This window comes from Syntrophothermus lipocalidus DSM 12680, assembly GCF_000092405.1.
Lineage (GTDB): Bacteria > Bacillota > Syntrophomonadia > Syntrophomonadales > Syntrophothermaceae > Syntrophothermus > Syntrophothermus lipocalidus.
In genome coordinates this window covers 182,824-206,505 of the sequence record NC_014220.1, presented here as the reverse complement: position 1 = coordinate 206,505, position 23,682 = coordinate 182,824, and the positions used below count along the sequence as shown (strand labels likewise).

Below are 23,682 nucleotides of genomic sequence, written 5' to 3'. Positions count from 1 at the left end.
ATGAGGACTCAAAAATGCGAAAAATCTTCCCCAGGATAACCATAGATCCAGAAGTCAGGGGTATCCTCATTCCCTCAACATGGTCCGTGAGGTTTCTTTGTTGTGTTATAATAGGAGCAAAGCAACGGAGGGCCATCTCAATGGTGGAAAAGAAGACTTCACTTGTGGAAGCCATCATAAACGCGCAAACTCAAAACTATCTTACCGAGGAGCACGCTGCCAGTCTCGTAAAAGAGCTGGCTTTTCCTGAAGAGTATGTCGTGCAGATGTTCAATTTGTTTACAGAAGTACCACCAGTCACGTTCACCAGGTTTCAGCTAAAATACGGCCTCAAGGACCAAGACATAAGGCAGTATTATGAGACTTACGTGAAACCGGTTTACCCCAATGTAGAACTGGAGGACATGCTCAATGTGGCAGACCCTTTTTAAGACTGCCCTCGCTATTTTGGACGGAGCAGGGCTTAGCGCCGACGAATGGAGTTTTGGCGGCGGAACTGCGTTGGCTCTGAGATATAAACACCGCGAGAGCAAGGACATAGACATATCTATCACCGATGCCCAATGGCTGCCCTACCTGACTCCCCGACTCAACCCAAGTTTACGCGGGCACAAGGACTACGAAGAGGCCAGCAACTACGTCAAAATTGCTTTCGACGAAGGAGCGATCGACTTCATAGTGAGCCCCCACCTCACACCCAACCACTCCACTCCCGAAGACATATGCGGGCACCGCATTCAGGTTGAAACTCCGGTTGAAATCGTAACCAAAAAACTGTTTTACCGTGCCCACAGCATTAAGGTGCGGGACGTTGTCGATACCGCCGCAGTTTTTATCCACGAAGGCCAAAACCTGCTCAACCAAGCTTCTTTATTAGGCGAGAAGCTAGATATACTGAAGCGCAGGTGGGATGTCATTAAACCGTTTTACGATAGAGAAGTTGCCCACTTGGCCATCCTGGATACTGTGCTCGCCGCACAAGCACCCGTCCTTTTTGAAGAACTCCTTGACACCCTTCTGTTTCTGATAACGTAAAAGTTGAGCGCTGAAGAGCAAAATGACAACTTTGCCGTCGTGGCGAATACCGGGACACTTGGCGGCAAGTTTTCAACGGTCCGGACAATCCGCCGGTAATCGGGACGGAAATCGTGGCCCCAATCGGAAATACAATGTGCTTCGTCAACCACAAACAACCCGATGCCGCCCTATATCGAGGACGATGTTGCGGTTAAAAAATGTGAAGTGGCCAGTCGCTCCGGCGAAACAGGGAGTACATCACAGGCACCCTTTTTGAGCTTCTCCTCTTAATATTTCGTGTTTCATCACTTACCCTTGTCTGCTTGCGAGAACAAGAGAACCGTCCCTTTGTTTGTTTCCTTCAGACGTGCATGCACCAAATAAAGCCCGGTAGTCACCGGGAAAATCCCTAGAAAGTAGATTCTGAATCACGAATAAAAAAGCATTTTAAAGGCATGATAACTAAATGGAAAACTTATAAATAGGAAGGGGTCTTTCAATTGCCTTTACTACAAGATAAGGTCGCCGTAATCACTGGTGCAAGTTCGGGTATCGGAAGAAAGATTGCTTTGTATTTTGCCAAAGAAGGAGCACGAATAGTTATAGGGGATATCAGAGAAGAACCTCGTGAAGGAGGAAAGCCAACCCATCAGGAGATTATTGAACAGGGTGGAGAAGCGGTTTTTCAAAAGACCGACGTCTCAGAACTTGATGACTTAAGGAATTTGATCAAAAAAGCTGTAGATACTTTCAACCGTATCGATATCTTGATAAATAATGCGGGTATCTTTATGATGAAACCAATTACAGAAGTTTCCGAAGAAGAATACGACAGGCTTATGAACATTAATGTTAAAGGCTCATATTTTGCGGCAAAGTTTGCCGCTGAAGAAATGCTTAAGCGGGGAATAAAGGGAAGCATTATTAACATCTCAAGTGTTGCCGGAATTGCTGGCGCAGCCAGTGCAACAACTTACTGTACTTCAAAGGGCGCTATTACTAATTTTACAAGAGCACTAGCTGCGGAATTGGGTCCATCGGGGATCCGTGTTAACGCCATCAATCCCGGTGTTATTGTTACAGAAATGACTGAGACAGACGTTCCTATTGTAGGCAAATTTGTGGAAGGTGTTCCATTGAAAAGAGACGGAAAACCAGAGGAAGTTGCCGCTTGCGCCTTATTTTTAGCAAGTGATGAGTCCTCATTTGTTAACGGTCATAACCTGGTTGTAGACGGGGGTTATACTGCGATATAACCTTCAACTTCTGCGGCTTTTTGTCCCGCAAAAAATATTCTTCCCTCTACACTTTCTTCCATCGTTTGCTCAGCAGCCAATTCAAGGTACGTAATATCGGGAGTTGTTGGCCGCGTGTGGTATTTTCATCAGCGGTCTTCTATACAGAGAATCCATCACTCTACCAGCTAAATGCATTACACCCAAACTATGTTCGAATCGGGTGTGTGTTGTGTCACATGATAAAAAAGCAGTAATCACAAACATACATTCGAAAAGAATGTCGGACCTGGTTAAGATACCTTCAAGAACCTTGTTGGGCGGGCTCAAACCCGCAGCCTTGAAAACATCATAGGCTTTACCCTGGAGGTCCGTCCTTGCCAGGTAGGTCTTGCCGTCAAAGGTGCTCTCGACAGCTACAAATTAACTTTTGGTAATTATTTTCCAACACATTTGAGTGCTGCAAATTAAAGTAGCTCTAGGGGGTTCAACACCTTCAGGTTGGGGAAGTACTTCCGCGGAATCCCCTTGTCGGCAGTAAGAAAAAGGTCGGCTTGGTGTAGGGCATGAGCACCGATGAAAAAATCCGGAAGAATATGGCGGAGACAACCTTGAGCCTTTCCGCAGCGAGGACAGTTAACCTGGATCTTGGCACCACAAGCAGCACAATAGTAAAGAGAGCCGCTGCGCCGGCGATTCTCCAGGTACTGCCGGAACGCGGCAGTCGCTGTAGACCAGATCTGGGGAACTAGTTCCCAGTCAACTAGAATGCGGTTGTCCTTGAGGAAAGCTTCGAGCTTCCTCTTGTCAAGCAAAAAGTGCTGAGAACGTTGGGCCGGAATAATCGATTAAGGCGTGGGCTTCGGAGAAGAAGAGCTGTTATTTCCGCCGACCGGGAACCTGCCTGCCCTGGGGAATATAACATTCAAGATACACTTACTGAACGAACCCGCTCAATTCCTCCCATATGATGTTCCGGGCTTCTTCCAGGTAGCCGGCGGCAAACAGCTGGTCCAGCACCCGATCCAGCGCATCCATGTCGGTCAGTTGCGGCACCTTTTCCTGTATGTCGGCAGAATCCGCTCCAAACCTGCGAGCCAAGTACCTGCATATGACCTCTTGCTTGGCTCTCGAAAAAAGCGGCCAACAGCTCCATCCGCGCCGGGTCCACTATCAAATATCGCGGTTATAAGCCCTAGCTTCGCCGGGTCTAGCCGCATCCTGGTTAGCATCCTTAAAAAATCTATCTTTATCTGTCGCCTCTGAGATGCCCAGATGAAAAATAGTCCCGGCAAATAATTCCCTGCTTTCACGTACGCCTCTCAGTCCACGGCACCTTGTTCTACGAAGTTTGCTATCAGTTCGATCAGGCTGTACCGGTGAGTGACCCGGTGAGGTACGTCCACGATATAGATTGCACCATAATCACAATCCAGGCCGTAAGCCCTGGGTTCTTCGCTCAGCACCACGCAACCTTCAAAGGTGTTGAAAAGATTGACGTAGCCGAAGATAGCGCCGCCCGGAGCTATGAGGCCGCCGGCGAGCCAGTCGGGGTTGTCTACCACAAAGAGCCGGGGCTTCTCCTGGCCCAGAAGACGGATCTCCCCCCTTATCCCTACCCTTGCAGCTTCCTCCCGGCTGATGGTTTCTTTCTGTAGCAACGCACGTATTTTGGCCGCCGCAGGGTCAGCCAGATACCTGGGGCCCAGCTCTTTATAAGCCAGTTCGTAGGCGATCTTGAGGATACCGCGTTGCCAGTCCCAAAGATTGAAACATATCTTTTGTTCGATCAAGGGGTGCTCTGTAATAACTTCCCGGCGTCCAATCTGTACCGGAGTGTAGCCGTTCCCTACCTTAGCATGGCGGGCAGCGATTTTTTCCAATATCTCAGGGAGCCTATCCTCTTCACTCTTGTCCAGGATAATATGAACCCTTTCTTTGCCTTCCACCGTCACTTTTTTTACCTGGGGAATCACATACAGCCTTTGGGGTTTTCCGTCAGCGTCGAACTCATAGCGTACCTTGACCCCTGGCTCATTTGCCAGAACACCCTTCTCCAGGGGATTTGGCACGCGGCCGCTCTTGCCCGGAAGCCTCAGCATCATCCTCTTAGCCTGCATGAGCCAGTTGTTGACCAGAGGGTCGTCCACAAAGCGGCCAAGGCGGGAATTACATGCCCGGCAGACTTCGTGGATAACCAATGTTCCACCTAGTGCCTCCGGGAAGATATGCTCCTGGCTAGCCACTTCATCGGGTAAATCCTTAAGGCAGATTATGCACCTAAACACCAGTGATCATTCCCCTCTACCTCCCCTGAGCAGAACCACAAGATGCATCTCTGGCCAGGCCTGGTCACGCCATGCTCAAAAAAGACGCATAGTATATTCAAGGCAGATCCCCCGCCTACCGGGTCCGGCATGTCGGGTATCCCTTGGCCCTGCCAAAAAGCGTCGGGATCTGCCGGCAGGACCAGCCGAGGCGCATCTGCCGGGGGATGGGGTTCCTCCCCCAATGGGACGGCACCTTTCGGAACCGGCATGGCCGAGTTATCCTTGAGAAAGTAGGCGGGGTGATTGCAGACCTGTTTTAGCTTAGACAGAGCGGCCAGGATCAGCCCCTTCCGTTCAATCCCCTCCGTTCGATCCACCGCCTCAATCTCCCGCACCACCGCCGTGTAGAGAGAAGCCTGCTCCCGGGTGCGGGGGCAGAAAACCTTGATCTCCATTTTATCGGGCAGGTCGGCGATGACACTTTGGTCAGTCGTCAACCGCCGCAGTATAAAAGGCCCCGCCAACCGCTTCAGGGCCTGGGTAGCCGCCGGGTCCCGGTTCACCTGGACCGGTACCAGAAACATGCGCCCCTGTTTTAAGGCTCAATCCTCTTGATTTCCAGTAACCTGTCAAAATGGCGGTCGTAGGAATAGATCTCGGCCCTATTTCCACTCGCCATTTTGGCAGCAACAAAAGCATCTGTCCAGTCTATGTTTTTTCCCACGTACCAATCTAGCGCCTTCCTTGCCACGGACTTGCTCGAAAGCCGCATGCCCCGAAGCAGCAATATCGGCAACAACAGCTCCCTTATCCTCGCCTTGGGCTGGCGGTAAAACTTTTCAAGCGTCCACACCACTTCGGCCATAACCAAGTCGGGCAAAAATACCTGTTCGGCCCCGCTTTCGACCCTCTGCAGCAGTTGAGAGCAGCGCTCGGCCTGACTGGGGTTGTCATTGAGGAGAAATCTCAGTATAACGTTGGCATCAATCGTCCTCGCCTTCGCCCGCAACCTCCCTCGCTACCTCCTCCATAACCTGCTGCCTTACTGCCAAAAAATCTTGTGCTTCGGACACCTTCACACTACCTCTTAAAGCAGCTATTCCTTCATCAGCCTTTACCACCTGCACCGAGTCCCCCTGCACGACAAAGCGCAGGCGGGTCCCCGGAGCTGCTCCCAGAACTTTTCTTATCTCGGCCGGAATAGTTACCTGTCCCTTTTTCGAAATCTTTACAACTGACATGGACCTCACCCTCATTTTTTACTTTAGATTGATTGTAAAGCTCCTTAGCTCGGGTGTAAAGCCCAGAACAAAAGAGAAGGCCCTATTTTCGCCAGCAATGGTCTGCTCTGCAGTGTTGATTGGGTTAAACGGGAGTTGGAGCGCGGGAACGACTATCTTGCCCAGTGGGCCAAGAAAGTTTTTGCCAGATGGTTTGACTCGACTGCCGACAAGGATATCGTGGAATATTACGGTGAGGTTATGAATTGGGTCAACAGACAACACCAATTTTATGACTGGGCTAAAAGAGATTTTGCCAGTTGTTCTTCTTCCTCGCGGTTCAGCTTCAGGTAGGTTTCGAAAAAAGCGGCCAACAGCTCCATCCGCGCCGGGTCCAGCTTCATCCGGGCCAGCATGCGCAGGAATTCTAGCTTTACGCGGACCCTTTCATCCGGCCTGAAGCCCATCTTGCTTAACAGCGCTGCCGCTACCGGATTATCGCTATGGATGTACTCCCGCCAGTCAAGTTTTTTTAACTCCAGTTTGTACATACGGACTTGACAAATATCATGCAACTCTACGACCGTCCGGTGCTTACGGTTGTACTTACCCAAGTCTAGTGCTACAATTTAGACAAGAGTATTACCTCGCGTGTGGAGGTGCGAAAAATGCCGATTGTGAGAATCACCGCCAAAGGACAGGTAGTTATTCCGGCCGAGTTTCGCCGGAAACACGGGCTGCAGACGCCTGGTAGAGCTCTGATAACGGAAAGAGACGGGCAACTGGTAATAACTCCGGTAGCAAGTGACCCTGTAACGGGATCCCGCGGGATTTTGCGTTCTAAGACCCCGTTGAGAGAAGTCCAAAAACGGCACAGAGAAGAGGAAATAGGCCTGGAGGATAGGTAATGAAGAACAGCCCGAAATGCTATATATTAGATTCTTATGCGGTTCTCTGCTATCTCCAGAATGAACCGGGAGCCCAAGAAGTCGAAGCGATATTGAAGGAAGCCCAGAGGGGAAGAGCTAAAATCTACATCACCTGGGTGAATCTCGGCGAGGTCTACTACCGCGTGTGGCGGGAGTATGGAAAAGACGAAGCCGCTGAGATAATCGAGCTCGTTCAGGCCTGGCCGGTCGAACTGCTGGTCGCCGACGCGCGACTCACCCTGGCGGCCGCGGCGATAAAAGCCCAAAACCGGCTGGCCTATGCCGACGGCTTTGCGATCGCGGCAGCCGAGCTACACAAAGGCCTGCTGGTGACCGGCGACCCGGAAATTAAAAAAGCCAGCCGTAAACTAGGCTTCGAGATAATATGGCTGGAGTGAATGCCGCAAATAACCTGTCCTTTCTGGCATCATCCAGCGTGTAGCCATCGTCTTTAACGATGCCGGCAAGGTCATTAACCAGAGCCAGGAGTTTTGAAAAAGGTGTTGCTCGGGTAATGCCATTTTCACCCAATCATGCGAACTTGACTAGATATGGAAAGGCTTGAATGCGGCAATTTATATGGTCACAGTTTATCCCCGGACAACTAAGAAGGGGGCCGGTATTCTGAGTCTTAAGAGAGAAAGGAGATGGCCAAAGTGCGCGTCGTATACCATCCCAGATTCACCGAAGTTTATGACATCGACCCTGCGGCAGCTCGCGGGCGAATCGAAGCCGTACTTGAGGAACTCGGGAACAGGTATACCTTCGTTGAACCAGAACCCGCCACAGATGAGGACATACTCCTGGTCCACACTCCAGAGCACTTAGAACGGGTGAGGAGACACAGCCATGTGTACGAGCTGGCACTACTTGCGGCAGGAGGCGCAATAAAAGCCTCTGACCTAGCCGTCCAAGGTGAACCTGCGTTTGCCCTCATAAGGCCTCCCGGACATCATGCCGGTCCTAATTCTTGCTGGGGTTTTTGCTGGTTCAACAATGTGGCGATAGCCGTAGAAAAGCTCAGACAGAAGGGACATGTAAGAAAGGCCTTGATTATCGATTTTGACCTTCATTACGGGGACGGCACGGCTAAGATATTTTCCGGCAACTCAGAAGTCCGCTACTGCCACTTATCAGGGCAAATGCGGGAGAGTGTCCTGCGCCAGCTGGAGGTTTGTCTCGAGCGAAACGCAGATATCGAGCTCATAGCCGTTTCTGCCGGATTCGATAACCACGAAGCGGACTGGGGTGGGCTTCTCAAGACAGAGGATTATACCGCTATAGCTTCTATGCTGAAAGCGATGGGATTGCCTGTTTTTGCAGCACTTGAAGGGGGATACAGCCACCGGGTACTAGGGAAGAACGTTGTCGCGTTTTTGGCAGGGCTTTCCTGAGGGTTTGTTTTTCCCTTAGGAAGGTGAAACAAGTGGTATAATTAGGAATAAAAAAAGAATGAGAGACTGCGTACACTTAGAATAAGGAAGAGGCGAATTGGATATAAAGTCGCATGATGGGTATTTCAACAAGTGGCGAATACCAGTTGTGTGCCTACCGATTGTGCTGGGCCTGTTGACGCTAATGATACACCCTCCGGCTGCAGTTACTTCTCATCTTGCTTTTACCGACATGTATTCGGCGAAGGCCGCGGTCGTTAGGGATGCGAACTCTTTCGTGCTGGTGGCAGACATTACAGGACCGGTGGTTCCGGTTACGGCAAGATTCGTCGAAAGAGTAATTTCCCTTGCCGAACAAAAAGGAGCGACTGCTTGCGTGCTGCAATTGAACACTCCCGGGGGTCTTTATACCACCACGCAGGAGATAGTTGCCCAGATTCTCAATTCCCGCGTTCCGGTAGTAGTGTTCGTGCATCCTCAGGGAGGATGGGCGGGGTCCGCAGGCACGTTCATTACCATTTCCGCGCACGTTGCGGCCATGTCGCCCGGAACGAGGATAGGAGCGGCCCACCCCGTGAATGTGGGACAACCGGAACTTTCCGAAGTTTCAGGGCAGAAGATCACCGAAGACGCGGCGGCCTGGGCAAGATCCATTGCCCAAATGCGCGGCCGTAACGCGCAGGCAGCCGAACTGGCGGTAAGGGAAAGCAGGTCGTTCTCGGATGTTGAAGCCCTGAAAGAAAACCTGATAGATCTCCGAGCGAGTAATCTCAAAAATCTCCTGGCGGGGATCAATGGCAGGACCGTTCTCCTGGCAAGTGGGGAAAGAAGAACCCTTCAAACAGAGGGCGCTGCCCTTATGCAGGTAGAGATGAGTTTTTTTGAAAAAGTGCTTCACACCGTAAGCGATCCAAATATTGCCTATCTCTTAATGACCCTGGGAATGGCAGGACTAATGGTAGAAATATACAATCCGGGCTTGATCTTTCCCGGCGTGGTCGGAGCCATAAGCCTTTTACTCGGCCTTTATTCTCTGGGTACCCTCGATGCGTACGCGGGTGGAATTCTTTTCATCATCCTTGCTTTTGGATTCTTCATTGCCGAGGCTTTTGTCCCCAGTCACGGGGCTCTGGGAACCGGTGGGGTTGTGTCTTTTGTCGTGGGGTCGATCATGCTGTTCAGCAACAACCCGGCGGGGCTGAAAATAAGGGTTTCCCTCATTGTCACTACTTCCGCTTTTATCGCGGCTCTCCTTTTTCTACTTGTCATGGCAGTCGTGAAAGGACAAAAGATGCCTGTAGCCACGGGAAAAGAGACACTTATCGGTGCAGTCGCTGTTGCCCGTACCGAGCTCAATCCCAGGGGTACGGTTTTTATCGCAGGCGAGAACTGGAATGCCTTGTCCGAGGAGGGGCGAGTTGAAGCCGGAGAAGAGGTGGTGGTTACCGGGATTGAAGGGCTGATGCTGAAGGTAAAGCGCAAGGAGTAAGGGCGAGACCTGTAAACCGTCAGTACGAAAAGGAGGTTCGTAGGTGGTGCTTGGTTTAACTTTTTCGATAGTGTTAGCTTTGATGATACTTGCGGCATCGCTCAAAGTGGTTCAGGAATACGAGCGGGGAGTAGTCTTTCGGCTGGGCCGGTGTGTGGGCGCGCGGGGACCCGGCCTCATTATTTTGATCCCGTGGATCGAAAAGATGCGAAAAATCGACTTGAGAGTGATCACCATGGACGTTCCCACGCAGGAAGTCATCACCCGGGACAACGTCACGGTGAAAGTCAACGCCGTCGTCTATTTCCGGGTGGTTAATCCTGTGGACACCGCGATAAAAGTCTATGACTTCATCAAGGCAACTTCCCAGCTATCTCAAACTACCTTGAGAAGCGTACTGGGGCAGTCCGAATTGGACGAGCTTTTGGCTAACCGGGAAGAAATCAACCACCGCCTCCAAAGGATCATTGATGAAGGCACCGAGCCGTGGGGAATAAAAGTGAGCATGGTAGAAGTGAAAGACGTTGAGCTTCCGCCGACGATGCAGCGAGCTATGGCGGCTCAGGCAGAGGCCGAACGGGAACGGAGAGCAAAGATCATTCATGCAGACGGTGAATACCAGGCGGCAGAGAAGCTTTCCGAAGCAGCGAAAATCCTTGCTCAGCAACCGACAACCCTGCAGCTCAGGTATCTCCAGACTCTGAGAGAGATTGCCGCTGACAATAATAGTACAGTCGTTTTCCCTCTTCCCATCGATCTCTTGTCTCCTTTTCTAGAAACGCTTAAGGCAAAGACAGAGAAAGAACCATCTTGAAAATCCGAGTCTAGAGGGACGCCGAGCCTTTTCGGAGATTTCTCATAAGGAAGAAGTGTGGAAGAAAACCCCGGTGGGAGCCATCATTTCTTACGAATACGCCCTGCAAATGCGTTAATCGCTCACCAGGCCCGGCTGTTACAGCCACTTTATAACGTCCAAAAGCTGACGGTATTGCCTGGCCGGGGATTGCTGGATATGATGGGCACACATGGACAATTCTGTTCAGGAAAGCGTCCTGTCCCATGTTTCGCGTTCATTCCTGATATAAGTGTTGACCTCTTCCGGGGTACGGCCATAGACGTTCTTCAACGAGCTGGCCAACGGATCTGTATAACTTGTAGTTTTCGGCGAAAGAATGATTTTGTCTCCTTGATTTTCTAACAACATCTTTTGTCCCGGCTGGATGCCGAGCTTTTTATAAGATGTCCAAGTCAGTTCGCTCGGCATCTAGCGTCCCAGCATGAGAGTCTTTTTCTCACTCCGGATAGAGCTTCGCTTGCAATCGCTTGAAATGCTTCTTGTCGAAAGTAGCTACGGAATGCCCCAGAGCCTGAGCCTTGGCCGCCAGGTAGGCGTCTATGAAGTCTACTCCGGTAACCTGGTAATCTTGTAAGCTTTTCAGCATCAATTCTTTTTCCTCGGCCACTACACCGTCCGCCATGATGACATCGGTCAAGACCTGGGTTATCATGCGACGCTCTAAACCATAGAATGATTCTAGAACCCATACCATTTCGGCCACGGCAAGTGAAGCCAACCTGAGGCATATATCTCCGGCCTCAGCCTGCTCTACTAACGAGCAAGCTTGGCGAAACATCTCCTCATTGTCCCGCAAGAGGTATCGGAGCATTACGTTTGCGTCTAACCATACATCAGTCATGGTCGAACCCCTCTTGAGCAATTCTTTTTGCTACCGCCTTGCGAGTCTCTTCTTCTTCCCGCTCAGTCCCGGCAAATTCCGATACTGCACCTGCTAAAGCCCCTCCCAGGGTTGACAGCGGTCTGCGTTTACGAACCGTTACTGTTATCCGCCTTTTCCCTGATACCTCGAAGACCAGCTCGTCCCCGGGAACAATTCCGATGGCCTCTCTAATTTCCTTCGGAACCTGGACCTGCCCTTTCCCTGTCACCGTTCCCACACCCGTTATCATGCTAACCCCTCCTTTCCCTGACTGCTTCTCTATTTCATTATATGGGAATTTGTCAATGATTACACCCCAAGCAAAAATATGTTTCCTTACTGGCAAGACGGGCGTGGCGCTTATTGTAATCCCTAGGGAAATGTTTCTTTACATGGCTTTACCCTTCATAGGGAATCAAAAACAGTAGGACCCAGGCCTTCCCGGGGTAATTGCGGCAAGGTTACCAAAAACATACCGTCCTTCAACAACACGAAATCAACCGCAGGAACTGTTCCCTTGGTTTACCTGCGCAAGAAAGTCTCGGGGATCGATAGCAGGTACCGGAGAATCACGGAAATCCTTTGTATTGCGGGTGACGATGTAGGCGGCTTTTACTCTTTTAGCAATGGCTCCGACTAAGGCATCTTCGAAATCTGTTACCTTACTGGATAAAGCGTTCATAATGTCAGATGCAAGGACATCGGCAATGGTAACCAGCTTCAGCAACTTAACAATGGCTTCCTTGGATTTTGCGTGGTCTTTATTGGCACGCTGAAAGATATAGTAGATATCGGTAATAGTGTTAGCTGTAATCAATATCTCGGCCTTATCGAGGGCGGACAGTTTCAGCACCTCATAAGACGCGTCAAAGAATTCCTTGCGGTGCATCAAGACATCAAGTACGACATTGGTATCGACGAGTAACCTCATTGCCGGGATAACCTGTCCTTTCTAGCATCATCCAGCGTGTAGCCATCGTTTTGAACGACGCCCACGAGCTCAGTTAGAATATCAAGCTTGTTCTCGCGCAAGCTCGTCAGCTTAACAATCGGTTTGTTGTTCTTAGTGATGATGATATCCTCCGTTTCCGCGAGCCGAAGGTATTTGCCGATATTGGTTTTCAGTTCTGTGGCGGTGATAATCAAAGCAAGCCCCTCCTTTCCGGTTCGGATACTGTTTCGCATTTATAGTATATTCAAATAGTGCGAACATGCCAATAAATAATGTATGAATAGTGCTGTGCGATATAAACTGTGCTGTCCAAACCATCCCCGCCAGGCTAAAACCCGTACTTCTTGCGCATCTCCTCCATAAAGGCCTCGTCATCGGCGGGCGCCCTCTGCGCGATCCTCTCCGGCAGCCGCTTCTCCTCGTAGTACCGGACGATACGGCTAGCGATATGAGGTTTACTCCGGCCCGACAGCCCCTTCAGGTTCAGCCTCGCCGCGATCTCCTCCAGGTCCTTTTTTAAGAACGACTCCAGATACGACGGCATTACCGCCGTGTCCATCGACTCGAGTTCCGCCACCACAACCCCCACATCCTCTACCGGCGTCTTTTTTGCACTCGACCGCGGCTTCTTTTCGGCCTTACCCGCTTCATTTCGCTTACCGCGGCCGACTGGGGCCCGGCCGGACGCTGGTGAACCTTCTTCCCCACCTACTCCCGCCCCGAGATGGATCTCCCCACCCTCACTTCTGACCTCGTTCGAAGAAGGCGAAACCACGCCGGTTGCCGGCAATGTCGCCGGCTTCCCGACCCTCGCCCCCGCCAAAGACGCCGCTTCCAGCATCTCGGCTCCACCCCCGCATTTCGCTACCAGGTCAATTATCATGTCCTCAACCGAACAGCCCCGGTACCGCTCCAACAGCGGCCTCGCCAGTTCCATAATCTCGAGCACCCTGTCCACCTTCATCCCCATCACTCCGCAATCCGGTCCAGAAACTCCACCAGAATCCGACGCAGAAGCTTCGTCTGCTTGGCCGCGCTGCCGCCCGATCCTGCCAGGGAGTACACCGGCTGGGCTTCGTGCAGGGCCCGCGGGATGCCGTCACCGTTCGTGAGGTAGTTGTAGAACACCAAGTCCCCGTACCGCTCTCTCAGCCCGTTTATAATGGCCGCCTGGCTCTGAATCGGTTCTTGATTGTACTCTTTCACGTTGTTGGGAATGATCCCGACCAGCTCGGTGGCCCGGTACAGCCCGTTGCCGGCCAAGTCCCACCAGCGGTTGAACTCTTGTACCTTGGCTACGATCGAGTGAAGCCCGTAAGCCGAAAACCAGTCGGGCAAAGTCGGTATGATGTAGTAATCGCTGGCGTAAATGGCGTTTTGAGTCAGGTAATGCATGCTGGGCGGACAGTCGATGAACATGAATTCGTACCGGTCCCGCACCTGCTCCAGGATCCGGTCCAAAACCCGGAATTTGTACATGGGAGGCCCGGACATGCTCTCTTTGAAATCGGCACGCGAGTATATGGCAAAACTCATATCCGTGTACACCAGATCAGGGTGAGCAGGCAAAAGGTCAATCCGCTCGAAGGTCTGGCTCCCATTCCTGCGCACTACCCCCTCCAGTATGTACTCTTCGACATTGACTACAGGGGTGTCATTCTCCAGAAAATCCTTGTAGAGATCCTTCATCGTCTTTACGCCTTTGTCCAGCATTTTCTCAAACTGGTCGGAACCGACACAGGCAATCGTCAGGTTGCACTGGGCATCGTTGTCCACCAAAAGCACCCGCGGCACCTCCTCTGATCCCAGGTGCTCCTCCCTGTGCTCCGGTTCCAGCATCTCCAGCCCCGTACCCAGGTGATAGGTAATAGTGGTTTTCCCTACCCCTTCTTTCCAGTTAACGATGCTCGACGTCCGGCATTTCCTCATTCCATATCCCTCCCGATACCTCGACTGCCGGCAGCTCATCCGCTGAGCCCCGGCAGTACACATTTCTTCATACTCTTTACTTCGCCGACAAAGCAAACATACCTCCTGCTAAAATCTCCATTATTCCGTCAATATTCGTCATTATGCGTCGAATTCTGTCGCAATCTTTTTGTATTACGCCATATCGTAGGCCTACCTTTTTCAAGAAATTTGTCTTGATTCTAGCAGCGTAATGTGGTATGGTATATCTCGGCGGGGCGATTCTTGCTGATATAATATCTATATTTGTCCTGCATATACGAGCATTTATTTCGCCACCATTCAAACCTGGTATCCACCAAGCACCCACTCTTCACACCGGACAAGCATCCAGGCCTGACCCGACCCGCCGCCCGGCTTCAGCCAGTCTATTCTCGCAAAGGAGGTATCGTCTACCGGTATGCTCGAGTGGACTCGTATCGAACGTATCTTCACCGATGTCATCGCCATCAGGCCGGTCTACACCGACACCGGCAAAGCAACGGAAGTGATGACCAAAAGCGGGGAAATATGGTGGGATAAACGTGACGTGCGTTCGGTCAAAAGGGCCCTTTTTCGCTGCTGCTTAATGGACCCCGAAGCCCAAAGGACCTTGGTCAAGGAACTTTTGGGCAGGGAACTGGCCCTCCCCTTCTTCCTCGCTCCCGACAGGGTGTTCATCCCCCTGAAAATGAGACAGCCGCAGGTCGAATCCGACGCCGCCTACGGCTACGTCGACCTCAGCCACATAGCCAGCATCGAACCGACTCCCGAAAACCGCTGCCGCCTCACCCTGAAGAACGGCCTAGCTATAGAGCTTCTCTGCACCCATGATACGGCCATAAAAAGTAAAGAGGCGGGACTTAAGCTCTCGGAATCCCTCCAGGAGAAAACTGAGCCCAACCGGGAACTTGAGACCCTGGTCCTGAGCTCGGCCGCCGGGCTGATCCACCTCATGCTGGAAATGCGCCAGGCCCTCCAGGCCATCGCCCGCAAGCTCGGTGCCTGAAGCTAAAAACCCTGCCACACCGGGCCTAATAAGAACCAGTTTCTCAGCATCGATTATCTGGTAAAGAATGCGGATATCCCCGACCCGCATTCTGTAATAGGTCTTTTCCAAGCAGATGCATCCGGGCGGCCGGGGATTTTCGGCCAGCTGTTCCATGGCACTCCGGACTTTCTGACGTTCCCTGTGAGAGAGCCTTGCGTAGTCGTGGCGAAAGCGGTTGGCATTCTTAGGCTTAACCGTGTACATCGTCCTGCGCCTCGATTTCCTGCATTATCTGAAACACATCTTTGTCCTCGGGGTTTTCGGTGGGCTGTTCGAATACTTCGCGGGCCAGTCTCATATCCTGCACAAGCTCATAGGCCTCCAATAGTTCTCTGTAAGTCTCCGCGCTCACCAGAACCCCCTCTACTTCATTATTTTTCAGTATTAAAAGGGGCTTCTCCTTGCACTGCGACAAGTACTTTCCCGGTGCCCTGGACAACGCGGTTGCGCTCACCAAGCTATCAATATCAAATCGCAGCACGACCTGCACCTCCTTTTTGTATTATTGTACGTAATATAATACATATAATCAATGCGCCCGAGACTGTGAGCACGCAGTTAAAAGCACCGCTTTATGCATTCGATTACTCTCTGCTGCTCCTGCTCCGTCAACGATGATCCCGAGGGAAGGCAAATGCCTGTCGCAAAGAGCAGATCGCTGACGCTCGCTCCTTCGGCATGGGAAAAGTATTGACACGCGGCAAACAGGGGCTGCAGGTGCATAGGCTTCCACACCGGCCGGGCCTCGATATTCTCGGATTCCAGGACCCGGATCACGTCCAATGGCGTTACGCCGAGCCTGTTCTTATCTATGGTCATAACTGTAAGCCAGCGGTTACACCTGCCGTAAGGGGCCTCCGGCATGAAGCCCACGCCTTCAACACCGCGGAAGGCTTCCTCATATCGCCTGAAAATCTCTCTTCTCGCTTTTATCCTGTCTTCGATGACCTTCAACTGCCCCCGCCCGATCCCGGCCAAGACATTGCTCATCCGGTAATTATAGCCCATTTCGCTGTGCTGGTACCACGGCGCCTTATCCCTCGCTTGGGTTGCCCAGAACCGCGCTTTCTCGATAGCTTCGAGATCGTCTGAAACCAGCATTCCCCCGCCTGAGGTAGTTATAATCTTATTGCCGTTGAAGGAATAGACCCCAAATCTTCCCAAGGTGCCCGACATCTTACCCTTGTACGTCGCGCCCAACGATTCGGCTGCGTCTTCCACCACCGGCACCCCGTACTCGTTGCAGAGGCTAAGGATTGGATCCATGTCCGCGCTCTGCCCGTAAAGATTGACGACTATTAACGCTTTGGGCAGCTTACCCTTTTTCTCCGCCGCGGCAAAAGCCTTCTTCAAAGCCGCCGGAGACATGTTCCAGCTAGCCGGTTCCGAGTCGATAAAAACCGGCACTGCTCCCAAATACAGAACCGGATTCACACTGCCAATGAAGGTAAGGGTGGAACAGAAAACCTCATCCCCGGATCCCACCCCCAGCAAGCGCAGTGCAAGGTGTATGGCCGCCGTACCCGAACTTACGGCCACTGCCCCCTTCGCTCCGACGTACTCCGCCAACTCCGCCTCAAAGGCATCGACATTAGGACCTAGAGGGGCAATCCAGTTCGTCGCAAATGCTTCTTTTATGTACTCCATTTCCTCCCCGCTCATGTGCGGAGGAGAGAGGTAGATACGGGTTTCTGGATTCAACTCTCATACCACTCCTGTATGTTGAGTGAATGAAGGCTGTTCATGTCAATATACTTAACAAATCTTTTAAACTCCTTATGGTAATTCTCGGAGCATCCATTTCGTCCTTAGGTTCAAGCGATTCTCTCAGTTGCCCTGGCATACGAAGCCTGATTGTGAGCCAGCCTAGGGAGTTCGCAGCTCGAAAGTCCTTTTCTGGGTTGTCCCCTATGTAGCAAAGTTCTTCATGAAAACTCCGCAACTGATCGGCTATCGCAATGAACCCCCTCGGGTTTGGTTTCCACCATCCTTTGCCCCAAACATCCGTCAAAACAATCGAATCAACTAGGTTCCTCAAGCCTAACGCATCAATCTTAAGTTCTTGGGACTTGCGAATCCCATCCGAAAGTATCCCCATCTTAACTCCCTTTTTTCTGAAAAACTTCATTACTTCTGTCGCTTCGGGCAAAAGGCTAATATCAGGATAATGATCCCGATAACAATTGATAAGGTCTGTTATGCTAAAAACCCTCGCCACATCAAGATACCGGGTCAGCAACTGGTCAAAATTATCTCCTCTTCTTCCAGCTTCAAAATTCTCCCACAAAAACGAATATATCTTGTCCGCAGAGACCGTTTCCACGGCTTCCCCAATTTTTCTGGCAACAGCCCTAAAACCGCTTTTTACGTAAGACACCTCTAGGTAGAGCGTATCATCAAGGTCAAAAACCACTCCCCGAGTCACCATACTCACCACACCGGCTGGTCGAATATCAGTTCACAATAGTAGCGAGACATGTACAGTCCCGTTCGGTATTCTCCAATCCTGGGCTCAACTCGTATCCCTTCCACCATTTGCAATATCCACTCCGGATAATCCCCCCCCGCCGCCAAAGTAAGCGGAAACCCGCCGCCAAACCTAGGGTTGATCTCGGACAAGATGGGCCCATCTGGGGAGGAAAAGTATTGAACCGTAATCGGCCCTATCCCTCCCAGCTCCGATATGATATTTAGCAGTCTAATCAGCCAGTCTCTCACATCGTTATCCGGCAAAGTGACACCTTGTATCGACTCATCACCAACGGTGCGAATTCTTTTTCTTGGCACATAATGAACCAGGTTACCGTTCAAGTCAAGCAGTGCATCTACCGTGATTTCCGTGTACGGCAGATGTTCCTGAACAATAGGGAAGGGCACAACCTTGGCAAAAGAAGAAACCTCCTCCTTCTTTATACGGAAAGTAAACTGGCTTGCGCTTCCATTTCTCGGCTTAATGAAAACAACTTCTGGCAGGCTCATTTGTCTATCCAATGTACTGCTTCCACCAGATTCTGGCAGCCATGACTGAGGAACCGATATGCCTCTCTCTTTGAAGAACCGCACGGTTTTCCACTTGTCCTGAGCAATATCTATCAACTCATATGAGGAAACCACCACTCGGCAACCCATCTTCAAGAACTCATCTTTCATACGGGCCATTACCGGCAGTTCATTATCTATCGTCGGTATGATAACCTTGATGTCCTTTTCGGCCACGATTTGTTTTAGCGATTCTCCATATTCAGGACTAGCGACTGGGGGAAGCTTAAAAGCCCCGTGTGCAAAATAAAGAGCGGGGGCTAAGTGGTCCAAATCCCCAGCAAATACTTGACCGTTTCTTTTTTCCACAGCACACTTAAATGCCTCAAGTAGGCTTGTCCTTCTTCCTGCGCTGGTAATGAGCACATTCACGATTGTTCGACCCTCACTTTCGCCAATAGCTGCAAAGTACCCGTCGCACAGGCAACGAAAACTCTCCAACCTGACCGTTGAGGTAGCATCAACTCTGCCAAATCAGAATCGCGAGTCTTCGTCTATAACCGCCGCCGCCTCTCGCAGGGAAATGTCCTTTTCAAGAAAACTCCCCAAAAACTCTGGCATCGTTGCCTCGCCCGGTGCACTTATGCCCTCCCGCTTTATGACCTTCACTAAAGTAAGGACCAGAATCTTCAGGTCCAACCACAGAGACCAGTTGTCCACATACCACACATCAAGTGTAAACTTCTCCTCCCAGGTGATGGCGTTCCGCCCATTGACCTGCGCCCAGCCGGTAATCCCCGGTTTGACCTCGTGGCGCCTGGCCTGCTCCGGGGTGTACCTGTCCAGATACTGCATGAGAAGCGGCCGCGGCCCTACCAGGCTCATGTCTCCTTTGAGAACGTTGAAAAGCTCCGGAAGCTCGTCCAAGCTGGTAGAGCGCAAAAACCGTCCCAAACGCGTCAGCCGCTGTTCGTCGGGCAGGAGGTTGCCTTCGGCATTCCTTTCATCAGTCATAGTTCTAAATTTAATTAGACGAAAAATCCTGCCGTCCTTACCCGGCCTCTCCTGAGTGAATAAGACCGGTCTTCCCATGCTCATGAATATGAGCAATGCCACCACAAAAATGACAGGCGTGAAGACAATAAGTCCCAAAACCGATATCAAAACATCCATAACTCTCTTTGCGGCTTTACTCATTGGCGTCATTCCTTTATTGGCCTTCTCAGCGGATTCCGTCTCACGAAGTGTTACTCTTCGTCAGCATGTTAGTTCTCGAGGTTCAGCCCCCCGTCTCACGAAATCACACATAGTTTCTGGGCGCAGCATCGATTGAGGAACACGCAGATGGAGCATTATGAAAAACAAATGTTCATTGAACTACAACCAACTTTGGTGGTTATTTTCTCTTCATTAGGTATATGGCGCGTTGGGTACCGGTAACAACGCCCTTGGATATGATTTCAAATTTTTGTGAGAAGGTCTCCTCGAAACCGCTCTCATTGTAGTCTGGGAATATATCCTCTCTTGTGGAAAGAAGCTTTTTAACTTGGCCGTCCGATTTCGGCACAAACTCAATAATTAGCCAGTTCCCCAAAGATGCGAACGTCTCAGCTGCCATATCTAACGGGACATTCCCTGATATGCAAATGTGGTGAAGAAGTGCCAACGCCATCACGCAGTCAAAATTCCCCCGCTCGAAAGTAGACATCCGTTCTCGAAGTGCCCATCCAATCGCCGGGCTTGGATTTGCAATATCCAAAACTGCCGGAATTACGTTGTGTATTCCCGAGCGTTTAAGACTATTATAATGAACATCTACCGCATCGTGGTCGACATCGTATGCCACCACCAATTCGGCGTTTTCTGAGGCTATGGCGGAAAATACACCGATGTTTGCCCCCATGTCGCATACGATTCGGGCGTTCGTTTGACGAAGGAATTGGCGGACGATGTTTATCTTTTCTGAAAAAGCCTCTTCGGAATAACTGTGCATGTCTTGATAATAGGCAACCCATTGCGTTGTGCCACTACGTTTGTCAAGTTTCTTTATAGTAGAACGAAGATGTTTTAAAATGGCAATTAACGACGCTTTCGGTATTTTTATGTTCTTGGCTGTGCTACCCAAGTCATCGGCATGCTTGAGTTGCTGCCTTGCGTGCTGATGAATATGAAGTTGGAGACCAAAATCAAACTTAGTCCTTGCAGGCAGCAACTTTGAGGCCAAATCTAGTGGAACTCCATCAATATAAACGCGCATCATTTGCGAAAGCCTGGGGTCCTTTAGTGCCATCAAGGCAATGGGGGCAAGGAAATGCTGACAGAACTGCCTGTAAGCAATCCATGGAGTTCCTTCTTTATATCTGGTAAATGACAGCGTATCAATCAACACCGGATGCCCTTCGTTAAACTGGATATTATAGGCGCTGGCGTCCTTGAGTACCATATCGTATTCTAGGGCAACGGCCGCAACATCAAGCGTTAATAGTGCCGCGTCTTTATATTGGCTTAACGACCACTCATATGGATAGGTTATGTGTGGGATTTTTTCGGGCTCGATAATTATATGATTTTCATCAGAAAATACCTCTTTATGCTTGACGATCTTTCCCTCTGCCGCAAGTCTGTCATAAAGACCACTATTTACAAGAAATAAGAAGTCTTCAAGGCCGCTTTTGTTTATGCGACGAAATAGCTTCCCGTTCTCTGCAAATACGTATCCTCCGGGATCACGAAAGGATGACGGCAATCTATTCCCCATCGGCCTTTCCCTCGTTTGAGAATCTAGCCCTTATCTTTTTCCAAAAAGCAACCACACCGGCACCGAGAGTTAAAATAGACGCTGCAATCAGCTGCATAATATAACTTCCGGTTCCGGGATCTAAATACGCGAATGTTATAAAGCCCATTCAGTACCCCTCCTAGTCAATGACCTCAATACTCATAACCGGCAGGCCCAACACCCGAGCGTTTCTGTCCGCAGTACCACTTGGCCTGTAAGCATTAGGCATTTCGAGGGTGATAAGCTGGAGCCCGTCCGCAGACAGCACCTCTTTGGGAATAGTCATGACCTTGTAGTAACCCCATTCCTCTCCTGCGCAAACCCCCTTCCACTTGCCAATCGGATGCCCATTGACTGACAGATTGACGTAGTTCTCATCATGCGGATAAACGAGTCTAAACTTTAGCCTCGCCTCCTTGTCCGGCCTGAGTGGCAAGAAAAGCTCCGCTCGATCTGACGTCCACCTGTGGCGCGGTTCTGGCGCGTGCCACCCGCTGCCAATATATTTGGTGGAGTTGCCTCCTGCCCCAAAATTAATCACATCTCCCTTCTTAAGCGGAGGTATCGCACCAATGGTCAGGCTGTAAATCCTGAGAGCCCCTTTGAGATAGACCACTTCCTTTTGATAGCCCTCCGGATACCGCGCATGGGGTAATAGAAGCTTTAAATCAAGTTTTCCATCTTTTTTTAGCAACCCCTTTGGTATCGTGAATTTTATGTGTTTAATCCCTGCTCCCGAGACGTAAAACTCATCAGCCAACGGCTTCCCGTTGACTTCTATTCTTAGCCGTTGGATAATGTCTGGATCATCGGGAAAGGCGGAGGACAAAGTAATATATACCGGAAGATCATTGTTTCTCACAGGAATAGCAAAACATAGTTGGGCAAAGTCGCCGGAAGTTGCTGCATAGTCACCTACATAATACAATCCCCGAAATGCGTAAAAGGTTTTCTTATTTTTATCTCTTTCCATAAGACAAGTAATATCGGCACTGTATAGTTGAGTACCTAATCTATACTGTTTGTATTCCGTTGATCTTACGCCCTCAGGCGTCAGAATCCTCCCCGTTCTGACCCAGTCCTGATGGTTTTCACAACTCCCGTTGTTGATATACTCATAGAGGTCCGGCAGGTAACCGCTCTTCGTTTTCTGATATCCATTGTACCAGTAATAATACCTGTTTCGTTTTTGATTGTCCCTTACGTCAAAAATCGAAGCACCTGAATCCCTCACCTCTGGAGCGATTAAGTCCAGAACTGTGGCGGCGATGTCGCCATTGGAAACCGGAGCATTGGAGATCGACATAGCTTCGCCGTGCCGGTTATTGGTTTTGATCAGCATCACCGGCGCGAGGTAATGTGACATCATTAGATCTTCCATCACTCCGTGATCGCCAACAATAATAATTGTAGAATTATCGTACACACCCGCCTTTTTTAATTGATCTAAAAAAGTAACAGTGAGCTTCATACATCCTTTCGCTTGCTGGAAGAAAGCTTGTGGCCATTCCAGATTAGCTGGCCTCAATTCGCCATCTAGGGTATAGGGTAAGTGCGCACCATTAAAATGGTAAAACCGGAAAGCGTTTTCCCTCTCCTGTGTGGCAAAACCTTGAGTGATGAGATGTTTATAAAATGCCACGTCACGGTTTGTGGACTCCCCAATTTTCATCTCCTGTTCAGGATTGTCAAATTCATCATACTCAATAAGAAAATGCTTTTTAAGACTCATCGGGAAAAGCCTCAGCGCGGTAAACTTCAACATGGATTGAAACATGGGCATTGATAATTCTTTTTCTTCGGTTATGCTCTTGGCATTTGAAATGTATTCAGCTAATAGAGGATCGTTAAGGGGAATCATCTGGGGAAAAGTATAAACGCCTGAATCGTAGCCTTTTTCGTATAGGGTTTTGAGCAGCGGCACCTTTCTAAAAGACATCCTTAAATACTCGCTGTAAGGAACCGAATTGTCGTAAGGGATTCCGGTTAGAATAAAAGGAATTGAGGGCGCTGTGTAATTAAAGCCGGAGGTTGTGTTCCTGTAGTAAGTAAAATCAGAAAAGGCCTGCTTAAATTGGCTGTTCTCCTCGGTAAACATTTCAAACAATCTGTTGTCAAAGCAGTCGAGAACCAGAACTATGATGTTGTCTTTTTCTGAGAGTGTGAATTTGCCTTCGCTTGTTAGAACGAACCTCTTCTCCTGGCCCAGGTCGTTCAACAAGGGTATAAGGGCGATGACCTGTACCGCTATCAGCAGGCCGCATACTAGAGGCACCGCTTTCTTAAAGAGTTCTTCTCTGAAACCAGCGGCGGCCACCGATACCAGGATGCACGCCGTCCACAATACGGCGTCCCAGATCATTTGGAAGTAATACTTCTCCCATTCAGTCGGCGCGCCGTTCAAGTTTATGTATTCTATTGGAAGGTATGTCCCTTCAATATAAAGAGCAACGGCAATGCCAAAAACCAAGGCGACGAGCCATTTGCCTTTCTCCCACGGCATCGACACGCATATTATCGAAAACAACAAGAAAACCCCGACGCCGCTCAAGATAAACTTGGAGGCGATAAAGGAAAAAGGAAACCAGAGCTCCTTGCTGTTCCCGGCATACAAATTAATGGGGCCGTAAATAAAGACCGTTAAAACGAGAAGGGCGGCAGGCAATATGGAGATACTAATTCGGGGAACAAGATTCTTGCGT

General features: G+C 50.2%; 35 protein-coding genes and 1 pseudogene. 11 read left to right on the top strand and 25 right to left on the bottom strand.

All coding sequences use genetic code 11. From position 1 onward, the window contains the following. Positions 1 to 140 precede the first annotated feature (140 nt). Entirely contained in the window at positions 141 to 431 is a 291-nt protein-coding gene (locus SLIP_RS01000) for a hypothetical protein (RefSeq protein ID WP_013174400.1), read from the top strand. Further along, the gene (locus tag SLIP_RS00995) at positions 412 to 1,035 is read left to right on the top strand and encodes a nucleotidyl transferase AbiEii/AbiGii toxin family protein (RefSeq protein WP_013174399.1); all 624 of its coding nucleotides are present in this window, start codon (positions 412 to 414) and stop codon (positions 1,033 to 1,035) included. The genes SLIP_RS01000 and SLIP_RS00995 overlap by 20 nt, the downstream gene beginning before the upstream one ends. Here the strand turns inward: SLIP_RS00995 and SLIP_RS13050 are convergent. Beyond that, on the bottom strand, positions 927 to 1,187 hold the full coding sequence (locus tag SLIP_RS13050) for a hypothetical protein (protein WP_341271056.1): 261 nt from the start codon (positions 1,185 to 1,187) through the stop codon (positions 927 to 929). The two genes, SLIP_RS00995 and SLIP_RS13050, sit on opposite strands and share 109 nt — an antisense overlap. 330 nt (positions 1,188 to 1,517) lie before the next feature. Here SLIP_RS13050 and SLIP_RS00990 point away from each other — a divergent pair, with 330 nt between their 5' ends. Continuing rightward, on the top strand, positions 1,518 to 2,273 hold the full coding sequence (locus SLIP_RS00990) for an SDR family NAD(P)-dependent oxidoreductase (protein ID WP_013174398.1): 756 nt from the start codon (positions 1,518 to 1,520) through the stop codon (positions 2,271 to 2,273). A gap of 446 nt (positions 2,274 to 2,719) precedes the next feature. On the opposite strand, the gene SLIP_RS12505 is transcribed toward SLIP_RS00990, so the two are convergent. The 6 genes from SLIP_RS12505 to SLIP_RS00970 form a co-directional block, all read right to left on the bottom strand. Continuing rightward, positions 2,720 to 3,067 (bottom strand): hypothetical protein, encoded by a 348-nt coding sequence (locus SLIP_RS12505; protein ID WP_148216480.1) that lies wholly within the window; start codon positions 3,065 to 3,067, stop codon positions 2,720 to 2,722. A gap of 121 nt (positions 3,068 to 3,188) precedes the next feature. Further along, positions 3,189 to 3,353, bottom strand: a complete 165-nt coding sequence (locus SLIP_RS12675) for a hypothetical protein (protein WP_169303738.1) — start codon at positions 3,351 to 3,353, stop codon at positions 3,189 to 3,191. Between the two features lie 221 nt (positions 3,354 to 3,574). Continuing rightward, entirely contained in the window at positions 3,575 to 4,540 is a 966-nt protein-coding gene (locus SLIP_RS00985) for an HNH endonuclease (protein ID WP_013174397.1), read from the bottom strand. Next, the gene (locus SLIP_RS00980) at positions 4,525 to 5,106 is read right to left on the bottom strand and encodes an SNF2-related protein (protein ID WP_041432521.1); all 582 of its coding nucleotides are present in this window, start codon (positions 5,104 to 5,106) and stop codon (positions 4,525 to 4,527) included. Before SLIP_RS00980 ends, SLIP_RS00985 begins: the two co-directional genes overlap by 16 nt. 11 nt (positions 5,107 to 5,117) lie before the next feature. Beyond that, positions 5,118 to 5,531, bottom strand: coding sequence for a PIN domain-containing protein (locus SLIP_RS00975; RefSeq protein WP_013174396.1), 414 nt, complete (start codon positions 5,529 to 5,531; stop codon positions 5,118 to 5,120). After that, the gene (locus SLIP_RS00970) at positions 5,506 to 5,763 is read right to left on the bottom strand and encodes an AbrB/MazE/SpoVT family DNA-binding domain-containing protein (protein WP_013174395.1); all 258 of its coding nucleotides are present in this window, start codon (positions 5,761 to 5,763) and stop codon (positions 5,506 to 5,508) included. Before SLIP_RS00970 ends, SLIP_RS00975 begins: the two co-directional genes overlap by 26 nt. 135 nt (positions 5,764 to 5,898) lie before the next feature. Between SLIP_RS00970 and SLIP_RS13085 the strand changes: the two genes are divergently transcribed. Beyond that, positions 5,899 to 6,096, top strand: coding sequence for a DUF4411 family protein (locus tag SLIP_RS13085; protein WP_423218572.1), 198 nt, complete (start codon positions 5,899 to 5,901; stop codon positions 6,094 to 6,096). Here the strand turns inward: SLIP_RS13085 and SLIP_RS00965 are convergent. Beyond that, entirely contained in the window at positions 6,033 to 6,356 is a 324-nt protein-coding gene (locus SLIP_RS00965) for a hypothetical protein (protein ID WP_041432516.1), read from the bottom strand. The genes SLIP_RS13085 and SLIP_RS00965 overlap by 64 nt on opposite strands. A gap of 54 nt (positions 6,357 to 6,410) precedes the next feature. Between SLIP_RS00965 and SLIP_RS00960 the strand changes: the two genes are divergently transcribed. The 5 genes from SLIP_RS00960 to SLIP_RS00940 all read left to right on the top strand — a co-directional run bounded on the left by SLIP_RS00960 (position 6,411) and on the right by SLIP_RS00940 (position 10,368). Next, positions 6,411 to 6,650 carry an AbrB/MazE/SpoVT family DNA-binding domain-containing protein gene (locus tag SLIP_RS00960; protein WP_013174394.1) on the top strand — a complete coding sequence of 80 codons (240 nt, stop codon included), beginning with the start codon at positions 6,411 to 6,413 and terminating at the stop codon, positions 6,648 to 6,650. Then, on the top strand, positions 6,650 to 7,069 hold the full coding sequence (locus SLIP_RS00955) for a type II toxin-antitoxin system VapC family toxin (protein WP_013174393.1): 420 nt from the start codon (positions 6,650 to 6,652) through the stop codon (positions 7,067 to 7,069). Before SLIP_RS00960 ends, SLIP_RS00955 begins: the two co-directional genes overlap by 1 nt. 249 nt (positions 7,070 to 7,318) lie before the next feature. Beyond that, positions 7,319 to 8,065 (top strand): histone deacetylase family protein, encoded by a 747-nt coding sequence (locus SLIP_RS00950; RefSeq protein ID WP_242649114.1) that lies wholly within the window; start codon positions 7,319 to 7,321, stop codon positions 8,063 to 8,065. A gap of 97 nt (positions 8,066 to 8,162) precedes the next feature. Further along, positions 8,163 to 9,554, top strand: a complete 1,392-nt coding sequence (locus tag SLIP_RS00945) for an NfeD family protein (protein ID WP_013174391.1) — start codon at positions 8,163 to 8,165, stop codon at positions 9,552 to 9,554. A 43-nt stretch (positions 9,555 to 9,597) separates the two neighbouring features. Further along, entirely contained in the window at positions 9,598 to 10,368 is a 771-nt protein-coding gene (locus SLIP_RS00940; RefSeq protein WP_013174390.1) for a slipin family protein, read from the top strand. A 225-nt stretch (positions 10,369 to 10,593) separates the two neighbouring features. Here the strand turns inward: SLIP_RS00940 and SLIP_RS00935 are convergent, their stop codons facing one another. The 8 genes from SLIP_RS00935 to SLIP_RS13080 all read right to left on the bottom strand — a co-directional run bounded on the left by SLIP_RS00935 (position 10,594) and on the right by SLIP_RS13080 (position 14,627). Beyond that, positions 10,594 to 10,818, bottom strand: coding sequence for an AbrB/MazE/SpoVT family DNA-binding domain-containing protein (locus SLIP_RS00935; protein ID WP_013174389.1), 225 nt, complete (start codon positions 10,816 to 10,818; stop codon positions 10,594 to 10,596). A 28-nt stretch (positions 10,819 to 10,846) separates the two neighbouring features. Further along, the gene (locus tag SLIP_RS00930; protein WP_013174388.1) at positions 10,847 to 11,251 is read right to left on the bottom strand and encodes a PIN domain-containing protein; all 405 of its coding nucleotides are present in this window, start codon (positions 11,249 to 11,251) and stop codon (positions 10,847 to 10,849) included. Continuing rightward, a complete protein-coding gene (locus SLIP_RS00925) occupies positions 11,244 to 11,522 on the bottom strand; it encodes an AbrB/MazE/SpoVT family DNA-binding domain-containing protein (protein WP_013174387.1) in 279 nt (92 codons plus the stop codon). The genes SLIP_RS00930 and SLIP_RS00925 overlap by 8 nt, the downstream gene beginning before the upstream one ends. A gap of 246 nt (positions 11,523 to 11,768) precedes the next feature. Beyond that, complete coding sequence (locus SLIP_RS00920; protein ID WP_013174386.1) at positions 11,769 to 12,203, bottom strand: PIN domain-containing protein; 435 nt, start codon at positions 12,201 to 12,203, stop codon at positions 11,769 to 11,771. Further along, positions 12,200 to 12,418, bottom strand: a complete 219-nt coding sequence (locus SLIP_RS00915; RefSeq protein WP_013174385.1) for a type II toxin-antitoxin system Phd/YefM family antitoxin — start codon at positions 12,416 to 12,418, stop codon at positions 12,200 to 12,202. The genes SLIP_RS00920 and SLIP_RS00915 overlap by 4 nt, the downstream gene beginning before the upstream one ends. 134 nt (positions 12,419 to 12,552) lie before the next feature. Further along, positions 12,553 to 13,182 carry a hypothetical protein gene (locus SLIP_RS00910; protein WP_148216479.1) on the bottom strand — a complete coding sequence of 210 codons (630 nt, stop codon included), beginning with the start codon at positions 13,180 to 13,182 and terminating at the stop codon, positions 12,553 to 12,555. 11 nt (positions 13,183 to 13,193) lie between these two features. Then, positions 13,194 to 14,153: a ParA family protein gene (locus SLIP_RS00905; protein ID WP_041432510.1), complete on the bottom strand. Its 960-nt coding sequence runs from the start codon at positions 14,151 to 14,153 to the stop codon at positions 13,194 to 13,196. Between the two features lie 321 nt (positions 14,154 to 14,474). Then, entirely contained in the window at positions 14,475 to 14,627 is a 153-nt protein-coding gene (locus tag SLIP_RS13080; protein ID WP_169303737.1) for a hypothetical protein, read from the bottom strand. Between SLIP_RS13080 and SLIP_RS12865 the strand changes: the two genes are divergently transcribed. Continuing rightward, positions 14,593 to 15,180, top strand: coding sequence for a hypothetical protein (locus SLIP_RS12865; protein WP_013174381.1), 588 nt, complete (start codon positions 14,593 to 14,595; stop codon positions 15,178 to 15,180). The two genes, SLIP_RS13080 and SLIP_RS12865, sit on opposite strands and share 35 nt — an antisense overlap. A 39-nt stretch (positions 15,181 to 15,219) precedes the next feature. Here SLIP_RS12865 and SLIP_RS13075 read toward each other — a convergent pair. From SLIP_RS13075 to SLIP_RS00860, 9 genes and pseudogenes are all read right to left on the bottom strand, one after another. Beyond that, positions 15,220 to 15,426: pseudogene (locus SLIP_RS13075) on the bottom strand (type II toxin-antitoxin system RelE family toxin); the annotation flags it as partial. Continuing rightward, positions 15,413 to 15,703 carry a type II toxin-antitoxin system Phd/YefM family antitoxin gene (locus SLIP_RS00890; protein WP_013174380.1) on the bottom strand — a complete coding sequence of 97 codons (291 nt, stop codon included), beginning with the start codon at positions 15,701 to 15,703 and terminating at the stop codon, positions 15,413 to 15,415. The pseudogene SLIP_RS13075 and the gene SLIP_RS00890, both read right to left, overlap by 14 nt. A gap of 77 nt (positions 15,704 to 15,780) precedes the next feature. Then, complete coding sequence (locus SLIP_RS00885; protein ID WP_049765067.1) at positions 15,781 to 16,884, bottom strand: DegT/DnrJ/EryC1/StrS family aminotransferase; 1,104 nt, start codon at positions 16,882 to 16,884, stop codon at positions 15,781 to 15,783. A gap of 79 nt (positions 16,885 to 16,963) precedes the next feature. Beyond that, a complete protein-coding gene (locus tag SLIP_RS00880) occupies positions 16,964 to 17,635 on the bottom strand; it encodes an HAD family hydrolase (protein ID WP_169303735.1) in 672 nt (223 codons plus the stop codon). A gap of 17 nt (positions 17,636 to 17,652) precedes the next feature. Then, complete coding sequence (locus SLIP_RS00875; protein ID WP_013174377.1) at positions 17,653 to 18,633, bottom strand: ATP-grasp domain-containing protein; 981 nt, start codon at positions 18,631 to 18,633, stop codon at positions 17,653 to 17,655. Between the two features lie 102 nt (positions 18,634 to 18,735). Then, positions 18,736 to 19,407, bottom strand: coding sequence for a sugar transferase (locus tag SLIP_RS00870; RefSeq protein WP_013174376.1), 672 nt, complete (start codon positions 19,405 to 19,407; stop codon positions 18,736 to 18,738). A gap of 190 nt (positions 19,408 to 19,597) precedes the next feature. Beyond that, positions 19,598 to 20,959, bottom strand: coding sequence for a hypothetical protein (locus SLIP_RS00865; RefSeq protein ID WP_013174375.1), 1,362 nt, complete (start codon positions 20,957 to 20,959; stop codon positions 19,598 to 19,600). After that, positions 20,949 to 21,107 carry a hypothetical protein gene (locus SLIP_RS12660; protein ID WP_013174374.1) on the bottom strand — a complete coding sequence of 53 codons (159 nt, stop codon included), beginning with the start codon at positions 21,105 to 21,107 and terminating at the stop codon, positions 20,949 to 20,951. Before SLIP_RS12660 ends, SLIP_RS00865 begins: the two co-directional genes overlap by 11 nt. A gap of 12 nt (positions 21,108 to 21,119) precedes the next feature. After that, the gene (locus tag SLIP_RS00860; protein ID WP_169303734.1) at positions 21,120 to 23,450 is read right to left on the bottom strand and encodes a sulfatase-like hydrolase/transferase; all 2,331 of its coding nucleotides are present in this window, start codon (positions 23,448 to 23,450) and stop codon (positions 21,120 to 21,122) included. Here SLIP_RS00860 and SLIP_RS12655 point away from each other — a divergent pair. Continuing rightward, positions 23,437 to 23,610, top strand: a complete 174-nt coding sequence (locus tag SLIP_RS12655; protein WP_169303733.1) for a hypothetical protein — start codon at positions 23,437 to 23,439, stop codon at positions 23,608 to 23,610. The two genes, SLIP_RS00860 and SLIP_RS12655, sit on opposite strands and share 14 nt — an antisense overlap. The last annotated feature ends 72 nt before the right edge of the window (positions 23,611 to 23,682 follow it).